Here is a 16,574-nt window from a genome sequence, read left to right as displayed (position 1 = left end):
CGCCGTCAAACGCGCCCGGCACAACTCCTACCGGGTCAAACGCCCCACCGACCAGAACATCCGCCATACCGGCCCGGCCACCCCCCTACTGGCCTGCCCAAACACCCAAACTTAACGGCATTGGGCTGCCAGGATGTAAGACCTCCACGTACGGGAACGGTCGCCTGATAGATGCCGCGGGCGGCCGGGGACGGCATGTTCGGTTGCGGAGTACCGGCGGAGTGGGGCGATGGCCCACGACTGCCCTTCTATTCCGGGGTCGCGGCCTGCCTATGGGGCGAAAAACCTCGAGGCGGCCGTCGCTCGGTTGGTACCGCAGGAGCAGGTATGAGCACGTGAAGCTGGATCCGGGCGTCGACCACTTCTGCTGGCGAAGATCGTCCGTGGCGATCTTGCACTGCCATGCTGACCCGTTCCGGCACGGCAAGCTGCATCGAGTCGGTCTCGGATCTCTGGTAAGCACCACGGTCTCTTGCTGTCCGGTTGTCCCTGGTAGACGCCGAATACTAAGCCCTGGCAGGTAGCAGCCGGAGACCGCGAGCTGCCATGATCAGCGGGAGCAGGTCCTCCATGACCGTAGCAGGCTGCAATGCCTATCTGCGGGTCCAAAAAGCGTCGGGTGCTGAGCACGGACGGAAGCCGGCAGCCTCAACCATGGCTTGGGCATCAGCGAAGCCGTGTGCCAGCCTGGTGGGGTTATGCGCGTCGCTGCCAAAGCTGACCGCTGGCCCGCCAGCTTGATACCACCAATGCACTATCTCGGCGTGCAGCGGCACCTTGGTATTTACCTCGAGTACACGCCCGGAGCGCGCCAAGGTCCGCAATACGGCCCGATATTCATCCTCGAACATCCGTGGATGGGCGACACCTGCTTGAACCGGCCAAGACCGGATTGGGTAGTCGATGTGTGCGAGGACGGTAAAATCTGCTGTCGATTCGACTAGTCGTAGTGTTTCTTCGAGATAGTTTTTTACGACCTCGGTGGGCGTGTGAGTGTAGTATAGTTCGTTAATCAATGCGTAGCCGCTGTCCGAGGGTACCGAATGGACAGATCCAAGTATCCGGTCGAAGTTTGTGCTACTCAGAAGTTCTGCTGTTCGAGTAGGGTGCCAATGTGGTTCGCTCAACTCGACGCCGGTCAGGATGAGCAACTCGGGGAACCTTTCGCGGCATCGTTCGACGCATTCTAGGTAACCGGCGACGTCTAGTTCCGGCGCCTCAAGCACATCGCCATTACCCACCCAGCGAAGAAAGTGTTCGGGTAGCTGCGATTTCAGTTGCTCAGAGAGGCGCCAGGGGGTGAGGTCGACGTGCTCAGTGAACGCGATCGCTTGCAGACCCAGTTCGAGCGCTCGGGCACAGGACCGTGCCATCGAGCCTGCCACTGCGTCCCAGGACCACTCTGTGTGCACATGGCTGTCGTGGGGCAAGCTGCGGGATCCGTCGTTGGCCATGGTCATAGGGTTTGGGGTACCACACGGCCGCACGCAATGCGGCCGGCCGATGGTTTGATTGCTACGTTTGACCGAGAGGGGCTACTGCAAATGACAAAACGCGCTTCGGAAGGACCGTCAACTTGCAGCGCTCTCGCGTGGCTTGCCGCGCCGCAAACCTGCGGCCAGCGCAACCCGGACATGAGGGTTTACTCCCATGTCCACGGCGAGTAGGACGATGTCCGACAGATGCAGCGGCGACTATAGGATGGGCGGGACCGCTCAGTAGGCCCTGCCGAAAATCACCCGCTTGCCGTACGCGCTCGGCTTCCCGCAGCGCACACACGCGCCGGACTCCCTCTCGCCATCGAGCGGTACGCAGCGCGGTGTCGCGGCGGTGTCGGCCTTGATCTCATCCTCGCATGAGCCTTCGCCGCAGTGCAGCGCCAGCGCCCAGCCCCCCGCTACTGCGGACGTGAAGGCATCCCAGTCGCTGACGACGGTGGTGTGCGCCTCGCGGAACTTGGTGGCCCGCTGGAGAAGGAAGTCCTGAAACTCCTGCAGGATGCTGGGGATCAGCTCGGGCGCGGTGTCAAGCGGGATCTGCTCCTTGCCGTCGCCCAGGCGTCGGGCCAGCGTGCCCACTCCAGCCGCGAGGTCGCGCGGGCCCAGTTCGATGCGCAGCGGAACGCCCTGCAGCTCCCACTGGTTGAATTTGAAGCCTGGTGACAGGTGCGTGCGGGCGTCCAGGTGTGTGCGTACGCCCGCACTGCGCAGGCGGCTCAGCAGGTCCTTGGCGGCGTCCACCACAGTATCGAGTTGCTCGCCCTTGCCGATCGGCACGATGACCACCTGATAGGGGGCTACTTTCGGGGGGAGTACGAGGCCTTGGTCGTCGCCGTGGGTCATGGCGACAGCGCCCATCATGCGTGTGGTCATTCCCCATGAGGTCGTGTGTGCGTATGCCAGCTCACCGGACTCGGTGGCGTAGCGGATGTTGAAGGCGCGGGCGAAGTTGTCGCCGAGGTAGTGCGAGGTGCCGGCCTGCAGTGCGCGGCCGTCGCGCATCATGCCCTCGATGGTGTAGGTACGGACCGCGCCGGCGAACCGCTCGCCCGGGGTCTTCTCGCCCGGTACCACCGGAATGGCCGTGACGTCACGCGCGACCTGGGTGTAGACCTCCAAGCCGAGCATCGTCTCCCGCATCGCGTCTGCCTCGTCGACGTGCGCGGTATGTGCCTCCTGCCAGAGAAACTCGGTGGTGCGCAGCAACAGCCGCGGTCGCATCTCCCAGCGAACCACATTTGCCCATTGGTTGAGCAGCATTGGCAGGTCGCGGTGGGAGGAAATCCACCTCGACATCATCTCGCCGATAACGGTCTCCGAGGTGGGTCGCACGACCAGCGGCTCGTCGAGCTCCTTGCCGCCGGCGTGGGTGACGACCGCCAGCTCCGGCGAGAAGCCCTCAACGTGCTCGGCTTCGCGAGTCAGATAACTCTGCGGGATGAGCAGCGGAAAGTAGGCGTTTTCGTGACCGGTGTCCTTAATACGCTGGTCAAGCTCGGACTGCAACAGCTCCCACATGCGGTAGCCGTACGGCCGGATGACCATCGTGCCCTTGGCCGGACCACGTTCCACGAGCTCGGCCTTAACGACCAGCTCGTTGTACCACGCGGAGAAGTCTTCCGACTGAGGGGTCACCCCACGCTCGCGCTGCCTCGACATGCGGAAAAGGGTACAGCCCAGCCCGTTGTGCCCTGGCTGGGCTCCGGTCAGACGCTGAGGTCCCTGGGGGTGCCGTACATACGCCGGAGCCTACGGCGGGAGGTGTTCTCGGTGAAGGGACGACGGCCATGGATGAAGCGAGTGTTGTCCCAGAGGAGGACCTGCGCGCGGCGCAGCGGCACGGGTCGCTGCCTGTCAGGAAGCTCGGAGAGCCGGTCCAGAGCGTCGAGGGCGGTGGTGGAGAGTTCGGCACCGGCTTGGCGATGGCCCTCCTCGATGTAGCGGCGCAGGTAGCGCAGCTCAGTCCCGTTCAGGATGGGTTGGTGGCGCAGCGGCGAACCGGGGTCGCCGGAGTGGAACCAGAACGGGCGTGTGAGCGCGAGGCGGTGCTCGGGCGTCAGGTCGGAGATCAGCCGGAGCCCGTCCATGAGGAGGGTCTCGCCGCCTTCATCGGCCGGGGAAACGCACAGCAGGGCAGCAACGGCGGGTGGCTGATCGAGCATGGTGCCGTCGGTGTGGAAACCCCCGGCAGCGTTGGATGTCGAGTAGTGGCTGATGCCCGGTCCTGTGGCGGCGGTGACCTCGACCGGGTAGATGAGTTCACCCGTGAGATACTGCGGGACTGGCACGCACAGCACGGTGAATAGGTTCCATGCGGCGCTCACGAGTTCGGTGTCGGTGAGTTCGGCCGCCTGGGTGTCCACCACCGCGTAGCCGGGCTCGCGGAGGATCGAGTCGGCGACTGCGCGGGCTGCGGCGGCTAGCTCGATAGTGGGCGGTGTGGGAGGCTCGGTTGGCCAGTCGGTCAGCGGGTGCCCGTCTGGAATGATCCGTTTGAGTAGCTCGGGGTGCAGGTCCCGGTCCAGGGCGATCACGTGCAGTGGGTCCACGATCGGTTGATCCTCGGGTTAGTGGCCATCGAGTGGCCAAGTGGGGTGGTCGCAGCGGGCGATCGCCAGCACGTCACGCTCGACCAGGCAGGCGAGGTCGACGTGTTCGTCGCGCATGCGGCGCGCGATGGCGTTGCGGTGAAACTCGCGCACCCATTGGGGTAATGGGATCGCGCCGGGTACGGCGAAGCGCACCGCCCCGGTGGCGTCGCGCAGCGCTATGGCGGTGCCCGCGTTCCACAGGCTCGGTGAGAATGGCACGTCGATGAACCCGTGTTCGACGGCTGCGGCCACCCGGTCACCGAGGTTGCCGGGGAGCGCGAGCGTGGCGTCAACGATGGACGTGACCTCTGCGAGGATCAGCTCCTGTTCCTCGGCGACGCGCTCGGCGTCGTACGCGGTACTTGCTGCGCCGGCCATTGCCGTGCGGACCAGGCGCATGGCGGCGGCGTTGTCGGCGACCGAGGGGATACGGGTGGCCTCCACCGCGGTCTTGAGCATGAGTCTGGTAGCTCCAGCGAGCGCCGCGGTAACCGCGGACCCAGCGAGCAGCTCGCGAGCGCGCTCGTGGTCCTCAGGGAAGGCACCCATGTACTGGTTGAACACCGTGTGCACGTCGACTTCGTGGTGGCCGAAGCGCTCGAGGTAGCGGCGGGCGAGCAACCGGGCGGCCCGGATAGCCGCGATGTCCTGGGCACGGCAGCCCTGTTCGGCGTAGCCGAGCGAGACCGACCGCACCCCGCACTCAGCAGCCAGGAGCGCCTCTAGCACGCCCACGGCGATCGCCAGGCAGGGCGGCACCATCGCTGCGGTGAGCACGCCGAAGAACTCACGGTCGATCGTGATGCCGTACCGGTCCCAGTACCGGCCGGCGAGCCGGTCGACGTAGCGCCAGCGCCGGACGGATTCGTGCGGCGAGTAGTCGCGGTAGTACGGCAGGTTGTAGCTGAGCGCGCCGCCCTCGTACGCTGAAATGCCCGCGGCGAAGGAGATCTCGGCCAGCAGGCGTGGGTCACGAGTGGAGTGGCGGACCTGCAGCGGCGTGCCGGAGAATTCTGTGACGATCTCGCGCACGGGCGCGACCCCGTGGTTGACGAGTGGGAAGCCGTTGAGCCCTGCGAACTCGCTCGGCCGTGCGGCGGCCTCCTTCAGTAGCACGTCGATCTGATTGTAGGCGTTGTTCCTGGTGAGCGAGTCGATCTGGAACGACAGCACATCGGCGCCCGCGTTACGCAGTTCGCGGAACAGTTGCACCTGACCCGCGAGGTCAGCGATGCCGGTGCGCGGATGGATCAAAGTGCGACCCTCCGGTCTGGCCTGCCGCTGCAATTGGGAGAGCTGTGTGCCCTCGGCCAGCGCGATGGCGTTGCGGTCGAGGTCGCGCGCGGCGCGGCCGGTTACCCACTGGTCGAGCACGTCGGCGCGCTCGCGGTCGAAGTCATGGGCTGGCTCGGGGAGGTACGGCATGGGCGCTGCCCTTGAGCCAGCAGCCGCACGCACCCCGGTTTCGCCCGCAGTGGTGCCGAGGTCGGCGTCGAGCACATCCACCACTTCGGACGGTTCGAGATGGTGAAGGAACACCCGGTCAACCCCGAGCGCGCGTAGCTCCCGCTCAGTGTCCTCGGTGTCGTCCAAGCCCGGGTTACCGCCCAGATACCAGGTCGCGCCCTGCCCGCCGTACACGGCGCGTGTGGCAGCGAGGTCGGCGAGGTAGTAGCGCGCGTGTCCATCCATGTTGGACACGAGCACCGCGTCCGCGCCCTCGGCCGCCCGGCACAGGTCAGCAAGCCGGTTCTGGGTGGACAGGTAACGCACCCGGAACCCAGCCCGGATCAGGGCGTGATGGAGGATGATCAGCCCTACCGAGTGCGAGTCGCCACCGATTCCACCGAGGACGACGGTCCTATCGTTGCGCCGCATGTCCTCGCTGGCCCCCCGTCCCGAGCAACCTACCTAGCTCCGCCCGACTGGCACAGCCAGTCAGCCGGCCCGGCCCCGAAGCTAGATGATCGCGGGGTTCGGGAAAGCCACAGTTTGGCCGTCTTGACACTGCGCCGAACGCGCCAATGTCGCCGGCAACCGAGGTTCTCTGGACTGCGGCGCGGTTATGGTTCGTTGCATGACGCCGGACTCCCCGACCCTGGACGGGTCCGACCTGGATCCTGAGACCGACGTCGCGATCATCGGTCTTGCCTGCCGGTTACCCGGTGCCACCGACGAACGCGCATTCTGGCAGAACCTGCGCGCGGGCACGGAGTCAGTGACCAGGATCTTCGACCCGTGGACTGGGGAGTTGCGGCGCGCCGGCGGCATGGTTGCCGACCTTGAGCGGTTCGACGCGCGGTTCTTCGGGCTGGGCGACCGGGATGCTGACCTACTCGACCCGCAGCAGCGGATGTTCTTCGAGGCATGCTGGTCCGCGCTGGAGTGCGCAGGCTACGCCGGGCGCACCCGCGAAACGGAGATCGGGGTCTTCGGCGGCATGGGGCACAGCACGTACCTGTTGAACAATGTGTGGCCAAGTCTTGCCAATGACCGGGACCGCCCGATGACCGACTCGGCCGCCGATATGCGCGCGCTGATCTCCTGCGACAAGGACTTCCTCACCGGGCGCGCCGCGTACCTGCTGGATCTGCGCGGTCCTGCGGTCACCGTACAGGCCGCCTGCGCCACTGGCCTGTTTGCCGTCCATCTCGCGGTACACGCGCTGCTGGCCGGCGAGTGCCAGGTCGCGCTCGCGGGCGCGGCGAATGCTTCGGTGCCGCAGACAGGGCTGCCGGGCCTGGAGGACGGGACGTACGTCTCCCGTGATGGATATACCCGAACCTTTGACTCGGGCGCGTCCGGGGCGGTGTTTGGCTCGGGGTGCGGCGTGGTGGCGCTCAAGCTGCTCGGTGACGCGCTAGCCGACGGCGACCCGATTCGCGCCGTGGTCAAAGGATCGGCGACGAACAACGATGGCCAGGTCAAGACCGGCCTCACCGCGCCATCGGCGCGGGCCCAGCGTGCGGTGATTGAGGACGCCCTGCGAATGGCCAGGGTCAGCCCAGCGGAGCTAGGCATGGTCGAGGCGCACGGCACCGCTACCCCGGTCGGCGATCCGGTGGAGGTGGACGCGCTCACCGAGGCCCTACGCGGTGCGCCGCCGGGTTCGGTGGCGCTCACCGCGGTGAAGCCCGCGATCGGGCATCTCGGCTGGGCGGCGGGTATTGCCGGGCTGATCAAGGCGGTGCTGTGCCTAGAGCATGGCGAGATACCCGCGGTGCTGAACTACACCGAAACCAACCCGGAGATTGACTTCGGCAACTCGCCGCTGTCGGTGGTGACCACCCTCCGGCCCTGGCCCGCGGGTGAGCGGTCCAGGTACGCAGGCGTTAGCTCCTTCGGTGTCACCGGGTTCAACGCGCACGTGGTCCTGCGCGAGGCCCCGCAACGAGTGCCGGCGCCGCGGTCCCGACGCCCCAGCCAGATACTTCCGGTCAGCGCGAAGTCAGCACCGGCACTGGATCGTGCGACGGCGGCATGGGCGGACGCGGTGGCGGTAGGCACGTCGCTCGAGGACCTCGCCTTCACCAGCGCTGTCCGGAGGCCACACCACGCGTTGCGGCGGGCGGTAATCGGTCCGGATGCCGAAACGATTGCGCGCGCATTGAGGGACCGAGTGGGCGAGCCGCCCCGTCCGCGACGGACGGCCCCGCATCGCTTGGTGCAGCTGTTCACCGGTTACGTGCCGCAGCTGCATGGGCTCGCTCGGCCGCTGCTGGCCGCCGAGCCGTTCCGCGAAGTGCTCGAGGAGGCCCGTGGGTCACTGCGCGCGGAGGCAGGCATCACGCTCGAGGACATCCTGCTCGCCACCGCGGGCAATACCGCGGTGGACTCGTTGGTGACGCTGCACTCGTGCCAGTTCGTGCTGCAGGTGGCGCTGCATGAGCTGTGGAAGTCGTGGGGCGTGCGGCCCGCAATGGTGGTCGGGCACAGCCTGGGTGAGTTTGCTGCCGCCTACGCTGCAGGCGTGTTCGACCTGGCCACCGGCGTCCACCTGGTGGCGACCCGAGCGCGGCTCTACGAGAAGATGCCGGACGACGGTGCGATGGCCGTCCTGCACGCCTCGGCCGAGGAGGTGTCCGCCCACTGCGCCGTGCAGCCGCCGGGTACCGTCGCGGTGGCCGCAGTGAATGGCCCGACCAACGTGGTGGTCGCGGGCCCACGTGAGCACGTGTGTCGGGTATCGGATGCCGTACATGCGGCCGGTCGCCGGGTCAAGGTGCTCGACTTCGGCCGGGCTGGCCACTCCCCGCAAGTCGACGGCGTGCTGGAGGAGTTCGGCGCGGCACTCGCTGAGGTGCGTCTCTCGGCACCGACCGGACCGGTGTTCGTGTCAAATGTGACGGGTCGAGCCGAGACCGACGAGGTTGCAACCCCCGAGTACTGGCAGCGGCAGATGAGGCTGCCAGTACGATTCTCCGACAGTCTCGCCTGGACGCTGGCCGAGGGAGCCACGGGGTTCGTCGAACTCGGCCCCGCCCCTGTGCTTTCCGGCTTGGTCCTGGCCAACGACCCGGACTTCGCCGGGCCGGTTGCGGCGAGCCTACGCGGGGACCTGGAGCCCTGGCAGCAGTTGCTCACTGCGGTGGGCGAGCTCTACGAGCACGGCGTGGACCCCGACTGGCCGAACATCGCTGCGTCCGGCGGCGGTCGGGCGGTGCCCGCGCCCACATATGCATTTGACCGCCAGCGGCACTGGATCGACTCGCCGCGCGGTTCCGCCGACGATGTGTCGCCTGAGCGAGAGCTGCTGTACCGCACGGCGTGGCGCGTCGGCCCACCCCTTCCCGACTCGCCGGCATCGCTCGCCGGACGGCACTACCTGGTGGTGGCCGACCGGGAGGGGGTCGCGGCGCGGCTCGTTGACGCGCTTGACGCGGCCGGTTCGCTTTGCACGGTTGCCGACGCACAGCCGGACACCGCCTGGGAGACCGCGTACCGGGTAGTACGCGGCACAAGCCGAGCCACGTTGCTCGCCGCGTTGCGGGAAAGTGACGTGCCCTATTCCGGGGTCGTCGTTGCGAGTTCCCTCGACGTGGTGACCGACACGGTGGAAACCGCCCTATTCGGTGTCACCGAGGTTCTCCAAGCGCTCACCGAATTGGACTGCCCGCTGCCGTGCCTGTTGCTCACCCGCGGTGGCGCGGATACCGGAGACGGCTCGCCAGCTACAGATCCCGCCCAGGGCGCGGTCGCCGGACTCGCCCGTGCGGCCGCCGTGGAGAACCCGGCCCTGGAGATTTGCCACGTCGATCTGGATGCCGACCACGCTTCGGATCTGCTGGCCATCGCGGATGCACTCACCGTCGAGGACGAAGCGGAACTGGCCTACCGAGGCGGGGCACGCCGGTACCGCAGGATCACTCGGGTCCCGATGCCCGAGGCGACCAACGAGGAACTCGACAGCGCGGCCACCTACCTGGTGACCGGCGGACTAGGCACGCTCGGCCTGCTCACCGCCGAGGCACTGGTCGAGCAGGGCGCCAAGGACATCGTCCTGGTGGGCAGGCACAACCCGACGCCGGAGGCAGCCGAGCGCGTCGACCGGCTGGGTACCCGCGCCGCGGTCACAGTGTGCCGGGCCGATGTGGCCGACCGCGCCCAGGTGAACGCTTTGCTCGCGGCGATCAACGCCCGCGGCAGACGGGTCGACGGAGTCGTGCACTGTGCCGGAGTGATCGACGACATCACCGTGGCAGCGATGGATGTCGACCACCTGCGCACCGTTTTTGCCGGAAAGGCCCGGGGAGCCTGGCACCTCCACGACGCGTTGGCCGACACCCCTCTTCGCTTCTTCACCTGCTTCTCTTCCGCGGCGTCCTTCGTCGGCAACGGCGGGCAAGCCAACTACGCCGCTGCCAACGCCTACCTGGATGCGCTCGTCGCCCACCGCGTCGCCCAGGGCTTGCACGGGCTCTCACTGGCCTGGGGCGCCTGGGCGGATGTCGGGCATCTCGCCGAACACGCCGACCTGATGGCCACCCTTCGGACACGAGGCATGAACCCCTTGCCGCACTTCACCGCGAAGGGCCTGCTCGCCGAGTTGGTCACCTCGGCCACCGGCGTGCTCGGGGTCATCGCTTACGACTGGCACACGTGGTCTGCGAACCTGGGCCGGCGCCCGTTTGCCTGCCACGCCGAACTACTGGCCGAACCCGCACTTCGGCCCGAACAGCCGTCCAAATCACAGCCCAGCGACGTGCCCGATCTGTGCGGCATGGATGAGGCGGCAGTCCGGACCCTTGTCACGGCCGAGGTGCGCGAGGCGATCGCCGAAGCCCTAGGCGCCCCGCCCGCCGAGCAGCGCGCCCAGTCGGCTTCGCTGGTCGAGCTGGGACTGGACAGCTTCAGCGCCATCCAGTTCCGCGCCCGGCTCACCCGCCGGCTCGGCGTCACTGTCTCCCTTGCGCGGCTCGTATCGCTGACCAGTCTCGATGATGTCATCGACGTCGTCACCGAACTGGCGCTCGCGGCGCGGTGAGGCTAAGCCGGCCATCTCAAGAACCGTGTGGATTCCGTGCCGAGTCTCACTTCGCGAGCGGGAACCAGTGGCCGGGAGCCTCCACAAGGCGGTACACCACCAGTGAGAGCGAAGTTACGGTCTGCCCAATGACGACCGACAGTCTCCTCGACGAAGCTGCCGATCTTCCTCTCGTCCGGGGTCACTTCGATGCGCAGTTCGGCGCCGTTGCGAGGGAGTTCGACCGCAACCTGCGCGAGCGCGGCGAAACCGGCGCCGCAGTGTGCGTCTACCACCGCGGACGACCAGTTGTCGATATCGCCGGCGGCGACTACGAACTCGACACCATCCAGGTGATGCGGTCAACCACCAAGGGCCTGCTGGGGATACTTGCCCACCTACTGCGTCAACGCGGGCAACTCGACCTGGATGCACCGGTGTCCGCGCTGTGGCCGGACTTCGGACAGGCGGGCAAGGCAGACATCACCGTCCGGTCTGTGCTCTCGCACCAAGCGGGCCTGCCCTACCTGGAGGAGCCGATATCCGTGGCCGACGCGCTCGCGTGGCAGCCGGCCATCACGGCGCTCGAACGGCAGCGCCCACTCTGGCCGTCCGGCACCGACCACGGCTACCACGACATGACGTACGGCTGGCTGGTCGGAGAGATCCTCCGCCGGGCGAGCGGTGTGCGGGTCGGCGAGCTGGTCCGCCGCGAACTCGCCGAGCCGCTGGGCATCGACCTCTGGATCGGGATGCCGCTGCGTCGGATGCGCGGGCTGCGCCCGGTCCGCGCGGCCGAGGGCGGCCGGCGGCTGAATCTGATGCCGGAGAGCGCTTCCGCTGCCGACGAGGCGCGGCTCGCCCAAACCGCGGCGAACCCGGACATCCGGTCCTGGGAACACCGCCCCGAGTATCTGGCCGCCGAGATGCCCGGAAGCAACGGCGTTGGTCAGGCGCGGGGACTGGCCAAACTGTACGCGGCGCTGATTGGCGAGGTCGACGGAGTGCGCCTGTTCGACGAGCAGAGTCTCGCGGAGGCTTGCGCGGTGCGGGCGGCAGGCCCGGACCGGGTGGTGGGCTGGGAGCGCCGGTACGCCACCGGCTTCATGCTCACCGACCCCACCCGGCCTATGGCGGGCGAACACACCCGGTCGTTCGGATACTACGGCCAGGGTGGCCTCCTGACCTTCGCTGATCCCGACAGCGGGCTAGCGTTCGCCTACTTCACCATCCAGGAACAGCTCCACCTCGGCGCCGACCCCAGGGCGAACGAGGTAGCCAGAGCCGCCTACGACTGCGCGGTGGCATGAACGGCAGCAACCAAGGGGGTATCGCTAGTGCGTGATCTGTCCGAGATACACGGCCCGCTGGTCGAGCGAAACGCGTTCGATCCCGAGGAGTACCTGTTCGCCGACGAGCATCTCGCCGAGTTCCACGACCGCGGCTTCATCGCGGGGATCCCAGTGCTGAGCGAGGCTGAGCTCGCTAGGCTGCGCGCAGAGATCGAGGAATTGTCCGACCCCGACCACGATGGCCGCGAGCTTTGGTACGAGTACCAAGACCTCTCCGAGAACGGGGTATTCCAAGGCGGCTTTCTGCACGGCAGCGGGGCTTGGCGGGTGCGTCCGGGCTTCCATGACCTTCTGTGGAACCCAGCAATCACGGTGCGGCTGCGTCAGCTCGTCGGCGGTAGCGTACGGCTGCTGCACGACCAGGTGCTTGCCAAGCCATCTGGGCAGGGCGGCAGTGTGCTCTGGCACCAGGACTATTCCTATTGGCGCTACACCCAGCCGATGTGCCATGCCACCTGCTGGGTGGCCCTCGACGACGCGACCGTCGAGAACGGCTGCCTGCAGTACATCCCGGGTAGCCATCGCTGGGGTGTTTTGCTGCCGCAGGCGTCCAAGGCGGACGAGGCGATGGATTACGTGTTCGGCCAACTCACCACCGAGCAGCGAGCCGCGTTCACCCCGGTGCCCGCCGAGGTCCCAGCGGGCAGCGCGGTGTTCCACCACCCGCTCGTGATCCACAGCTCAGCGCCCAACCGAAGCGCCAAACCACGACGCGCCACCACGATCCACGTGATGCGCGACGGAACTCGGGCCGCGGTCGACCTGCCCGAGGTGAACGGGCTGCCTGCATGGCTGGTGGGCGGGGCGGGCGAAGAGTATCCCCTCGTCGACGAGCCCGCGGGTTCCCCCCTGGGCGGCAAGTTCTTCCCGGTGCTCATCTAGCGAACGCGAAGGGATTCTCGTGGACTTGGTGGAACTGGGCGAGATGCCCCCGATCGGAGTCGTGCCCAAGCGGATGTACGCGGCGACGGTTCGGCGCGAGCGCTACGGCGAGCCTGCCGACGCTATCGCAATCGAGGTGGTCGACACCCCGACAGCAGGCCGCGGGCAGGTACTGGTCATGGTGATGGCCGCGGGTATCAACTACAACAACATCTGGGCGAGCCGGGGCACCCCTGTCGACGTGGTGGCCATGCGACGCCGCCGCGACCCGAACGCGACGCCGTTCCACATCGGCGGGTCCGAGGGCTCTGGGATCGTGTGGGCGGTCGGCGAGGGCGTCGAGCACATCAAGGTGGGTGACAACGTCATGCTGTCCGGCTGCCAGTGGGACGAGACCCACCCGGACGTGCGGTTCGGGTTCGACCCGATGTTCTCCGAGACCCAGGTGGCCTGGGGATACGAAGCCAACTACGGCTCGTTCGGCCAGTTCGCGCTGGTGGCGGACTATCAGTGCCATCCGATGCCGAGCAGACTTACCTGGGAAGAAGCTGCCTGTTTCCTCTGCACCGGAGCGACAGCCTACCGGCAGCTCACGGGGTGGCCGCCGAACACCGTGCGCCCCGGGGACCCGGTGCTGGTCTGGGGCGGCGCCGGCGGTCTGGGGTCGATGGCCTCGCAAATTACCCGGGCACTCGGCGGCCGCCCGGTGTCCGTCGTGTCCAACCCGGACCGGGCCGACTTCTGCAAGCGGATGGGTGCGGTGGGTGTTATCGACCGCACCCAGTTTGACCACTGGGGACCGGTGCCAAAGGACTCGGCGGAGCACAAGCGCTGGCAGGCCGGACTCAAAGCATTCGGCCGCGCGTTCTGGGACGCACTCGGCGAACGGCGCGCACCCGCCATCGTCTTTGAGCACCCTGGCTCCGACACCCTACCCACGTCGGTGTTCTTGTGCGCCACCGGCGGCATGATCGTCACCTGTGGGGCCACCAGCGGCTACCGGGGTGAGGTTGACCTCCGGTACCTCTGGATGCGGCAGAAGCGATTGCAGGGCTCCCACTATGCAAACCTGCGCGAGTGCCGCGCGATCATCGACCTGGTGAGCAGCGGTCATGTCTCACCCGCGCTGGGCGCGGTGTACGAGTTCCGCGACATCGCGCGGATCCACCAGGAGACCGCCGATGGAACTCAGCCTCTGGGAAATAACGTGGTGCTCGTGAACGCACCAGCGCGCGGCCTGCGCCCGGCCGGGTGAGGCAATAGGCATGGCACAGGGATTCTCGGCGCGGATTCACACGCGCGCTATGCTGTCGCCCGCCGAGACAGCAGTTGTGTTCGAGGATCGACGACTGTCCTATAGGGACCTCCATGTGCTCGCCGACGCGATCCACGGCGCGGTGGCGGATCAGGAACTTGGCAACGCACCGGTCGGGGTGCTGCTGCCTCGCTCGGCCGAACTGGTGGCCGCGCCGGTCGGCATCCTGTGGGCAGGGGCCGCATATGTGCCGCTGCCGGTGGATGAGCATCCCGGGCGAATCGAGAAGCTCGTCCGTGAGTGCGCGGCGAACGTCGTGGTCACCACCGCCGACCGCGCCGAGGAAGTCCGCCGGTACGGCGCGATACCGGTCGTCGTGGAGAAACTACAGATTCCCGGGACACCGACGAACTCGGTCGCCGACCCACCACCAGATGCCTTGGCGTACGTGCTCTACACCTCCGGGTCCACCGGGGATCCCAAAGGCATCGCGATGACACACCGTTCATTGCGCAACCTCGTCGACTACCAGCTCGCCTCGACGGCCAGACACCTACGTGGCGAGCCTCTGCGCGCGTTGCAGTTCACCTCCCTCACCTTCGATGTCTCGTTCCTGGAAATCTTCTGCACGCTGATCGCGGGCGGCACGCTCATCGTGCCCAGCGACGCCGAGCGGCAGGACCCGGTACGGCTGCACGCCCTGATGGCCCGCGAGCGCGTAACGAGCGTGTTCCTCGCGCACATCGCGCTGCAATCGGTGGCCGAGGTCGGGGCGCGGCACGCGAAGGCGGGGCGCGAACCCCTGGCACTGCGCGAGGTAATGACAGGGGGTGAGCAGTTGATGGTTACCGCGCCCGTGGTGGACTGGTTCACCACCATGCCCGGGTGCACGCTGCAGAACATCTACGGGCCTAGCGAGACCCACGTGATCACTACCCATGACCTCACCGGTGACCCGGCGACCTGGCCCATGACTCCGCCAATCGGCCGCGCACTGCCGAACGTGGGCCTGCGAGTGCTCGACGAGGGATTCACCTCGGTGCCGGCGGGCGAGCCGGGCGAACTGTGCGTCACGGGTGACTGCCTGGCTCAGGGGTACTTCGGCCGCCCCGATCTGGAGGTAGGCCGGTTTGTCGTCGATCCCGTGACCGGTCAGCGGGTGTACCGGACCGGCGACATCGTCAAGGACCTCGGCGACGGCGTCTACCAGTACCTGGGTCGGCGCGACGACCGGGTGAAGATCCGGGGCGTGGTCGTGGAGCCCACTGGGGTGGAGGCGGTGCTGGCACGCCACCCCGACGTGGAGGCATGCGCGGTTGCCGCCAGGCCCGGCGTCGGTGGGACCCGGCTAGTGGCCTATTTGGTGTCGCGCTCGATGGCGCTGCCGCCCGGCAGCGCGCCGGTAACCCGCCACGCCGAGCCGGAGTTCCAACGCTTCCTTGCCGCCGAGCTACCCGAGCCGGCGGTGCCAGATACTTATGTGTACCTGGCCGCTATGCCACTGGGTCGCACGGACAAGATTGACCGCAAGGCGTTGCCCGAGCCATCGCTGACCCGACCGGAACTACGCGTGCCGTACGCGCCGCCCTTAACCGAGCCACAGCGCGTAGTGACTAAGCTCTGGTCTGAGCTGCTTCAAATCGAGAACGTCGGTATTGACGACGCGTTCTTCGACCTCGGTGGCCACTCGATGCTGCTGGTCCGCCTCCAATCGCGAATCGCGACAGAGCTGTCGATCGAGGTGCGCGTCGCCGACCTACTCGAAACCTCGACGATCCGCGAGCTGTCTGCCTTGCTGGAACGTCGTTGGGCCGCCGCGACTGAGCCCGTGACGAAGACTCCGCCCGAGCCGACAGGGCAGGCCTCGCCTGAACAGAAGCCCGTGGCCGCGCCGTCCGACGGGCGCGCCCGACTCAAGGCGATGGCCCAACGCCGCCGCCCGCGCGGCTGAACCTCCACAGCAACCGAACCTCTTGATCTCTGGTACAGATGAGAAGGAGGCATAAAACTGGCTCTACGCCACCAAGCTGGGACGGCGGGTCCGGATCTGGTCCGGATCCGTGGTGTCAAGTGATCATTCCGGATTCGGCCGTGGTTGAGCAATAGTCGCAGTCGGTAGTTGTCGAAGTTGCGGAAGCCTCGGGCGACGCGTTTGGTGTTCTTGATGTTGAGGTTGAGGTTCTCGGTGGGGCCGTTGGAGGCCTCGGGATGGGTGAAGGCAGCGAGGAACTCGGTGCGCCAGGCGGTCAGGGTGCGCCCGAGCCGGGCGACCTCCGGCACCGGACAGGTGCGCGCGGCGGTGATGACCTTCTCGGCGGCGGTGCGGTCCCGGTCGCGGTAGCAGGGGCGGGGATGTCGTAGGCCTTGTCGCCGTGGAGCTTGGCCGGCTTGCGGCGCCGTGGACCGCGGCGGGAGCGGATGGCGGGGATGGCGTTGACCAGGGGTTTGAGTGCTTCGCTGTCGTGGGTGTTGGCCGCCGAGACCGCCACGGTGAGCGGCAGGCCCGCGCGGTCGGAGAGGGTGTGAATCTTC

At 67.4% G+C, this 16,574-nt stretch carries 9 protein-coding genes and 2 pseudogenes; 5 read left to right on the top strand and 6 right to left on the bottom strand.

All coding sequences use genetic code 11. From position 1 onward, the window contains the following. Positions 1 to 593 precede the first annotated feature (593 nt). The 4 genes from FFT21_RS26950 to FFT21_RS26935 form a co-directional block, all read right to left on the bottom strand. Positions 594 to 1,460: a PHP domain-containing protein gene (locus FFT21_RS26950; RefSeq protein ID WP_225978801.1), complete on the bottom strand. Its 867-nt coding sequence runs from the start codon at positions 1,458 to 1,460 to the stop codon at positions 594 to 596. A gap of 255 nt (positions 1,461 to 1,715) precedes the next feature. After that, positions 1,716 to 3,158, bottom strand: coding sequence for a proline--tRNA ligase (gene proS / locus FFT21_RS26945; RefSeq protein WP_137816731.1), 1,443 nt, complete (start codon positions 3,156 to 3,158; stop codon positions 1,716 to 1,718). A gap of 47 nt (positions 3,159 to 3,205) precedes the next feature. Continuing rightward, positions 3,206 to 4,048, bottom strand: coding sequence for a TauD/TfdA family dioxygenase (locus FFT21_RS26940; RefSeq protein ID WP_192909776.1), 843 nt, complete (start codon positions 4,046 to 4,048; stop codon positions 3,206 to 3,208). Between the two features lie 18 nt (positions 4,049 to 4,066). Beyond that, positions 4,067 to 5,968, bottom strand: a complete 1,902-nt coding sequence (locus FFT21_RS26935; RefSeq protein WP_137816729.1) for a methylaspartate mutase subunit E — start codon at positions 5,966 to 5,968, stop codon at positions 4,067 to 4,069. Positions 5,969 to 6,167: 199 nt separating this feature from the next. Between FFT21_RS26935 and FFT21_RS26930 the strand changes: the two genes are divergently transcribed. From FFT21_RS26930 to FFT21_RS26910, 5 genes are all read left to right on the top strand, one after another. Continuing rightward, positions 6,168 to 10,574 (top strand): type I polyketide synthase, encoded by a 4,407-nt coding sequence (locus tag FFT21_RS26930; RefSeq protein ID WP_192909775.1) that lies wholly within the window; start codon positions 6,168 to 6,170, stop codon positions 10,572 to 10,574. A 128-nt stretch (positions 10,575 to 10,702) separates the two neighbouring features. Beyond that, the gene (locus tag FFT21_RS26925; RefSeq protein ID WP_137816727.1) at positions 10,703 to 11,863 is read left to right on the top strand and encodes a serine hydrolase domain-containing protein; all 1,161 of its coding nucleotides are present in this window, start codon (positions 10,703 to 10,705) and stop codon (positions 11,861 to 11,863) included. Between the two features lie 27 nt (positions 11,864 to 11,890). Further along, on the top strand, positions 11,891 to 12,787 hold the full coding sequence (locus FFT21_RS26920) for a phytanoyl-CoA dioxygenase family protein (RefSeq protein WP_137816726.1): 897 nt from the start codon (positions 11,891 to 11,893) through the stop codon (positions 12,785 to 12,787). Between the two features lie 28 nt (positions 12,788 to 12,815). Beyond that, positions 12,816 to 14,042: a crotonyl-CoA carboxylase/reductase gene (gene ccrA, locus FFT21_RS26915; protein WP_225978800.1), complete on the top strand. Its 1,227-nt coding sequence runs from the start codon at positions 12,816 to 12,818 to the stop codon at positions 14,040 to 14,042. Positions 14,043 to 14,052: 10 nt separating this feature from the next. Further along, positions 14,053 to 15,993, top strand: coding sequence for a non-ribosomal peptide synthetase (locus FFT21_RS26910; RefSeq protein ID WP_137816725.1), 1,941 nt, complete (start codon positions 14,053 to 14,055; stop codon positions 15,991 to 15,993). A gap of 212 nt (positions 15,994 to 16,205) precedes the next feature. Here FFT21_RS26910 and FFT21_RS30825 read toward each other — a convergent pair. Then, positions 16,206 to 16,322 (bottom strand): annotated as a pseudogene (locus FFT21_RS30825) (transposase); the annotation flags it as partial. A 74-nt stretch (positions 16,323 to 16,396) separates the two neighbouring features. Next, positions 16,397 to 16,574: pseudogene (locus tag FFT21_RS26900) on the bottom strand (transposase); the annotation flags it as partial.

The organism is Gandjariella thermophila (genome assembly GCF_005405885.1).
GTDB classification, from domain to species: domain Bacteria; phylum Actinomycetota; class Actinomycetes; order Mycobacteriales; family Pseudonocardiaceae; genus Gandjariella; species Gandjariella thermophila.
The sequence above is the reverse complement of the archived record's forward strand: the minus strand, read 5'-3'. Positions and strand labels throughout refer to the sequence as shown.

Excerpts from the sequence above, each read along its gene's own strand:
- FFT21_RS26950 (WP_225978801.1), bottom strand. The coding sequence starts at position 1,460 with ATGACCATGGCCAACGACGGATCCCGCAGCTTGCCCCACGACAGCCAT.
- FFT21_RS26910 (WP_137816725.1), top strand. The coding sequence starts at position 14,053 with ATGGCACAGGGATTCTCGGCGCGGATTCACACGCGCGCTATGCTGTCG.
- FFT21_RS26925 (WP_137816727.1), top strand. The coding sequence starts at position 10,703 with ATGACGACCGACAGTCTCCTCGACGAAGCTGCCGATCTTCCTCTCGTC.
- proS (WP_137816731.1), bottom strand. The coding sequence starts at position 3,158 with ATGTCGAGGCAGCGCGAGCGTGGGGTGACCCCTCAGTCGGAAGACTTC.
- FFT21_RS26930 (WP_192909775.1), top strand. The coding sequence starts at position 6,168 with ATGACGCCGGACTCCCCGACCCTGGACGGGTCCGACCTGGATCCTGAG.
- FFT21_RS26935 (WP_137816729.1), bottom strand. The coding sequence starts at position 5,968 with ATGCGGCGCAACGATAGGACCGTCGTCCTCGGTGGAATCGGTGGCGAC.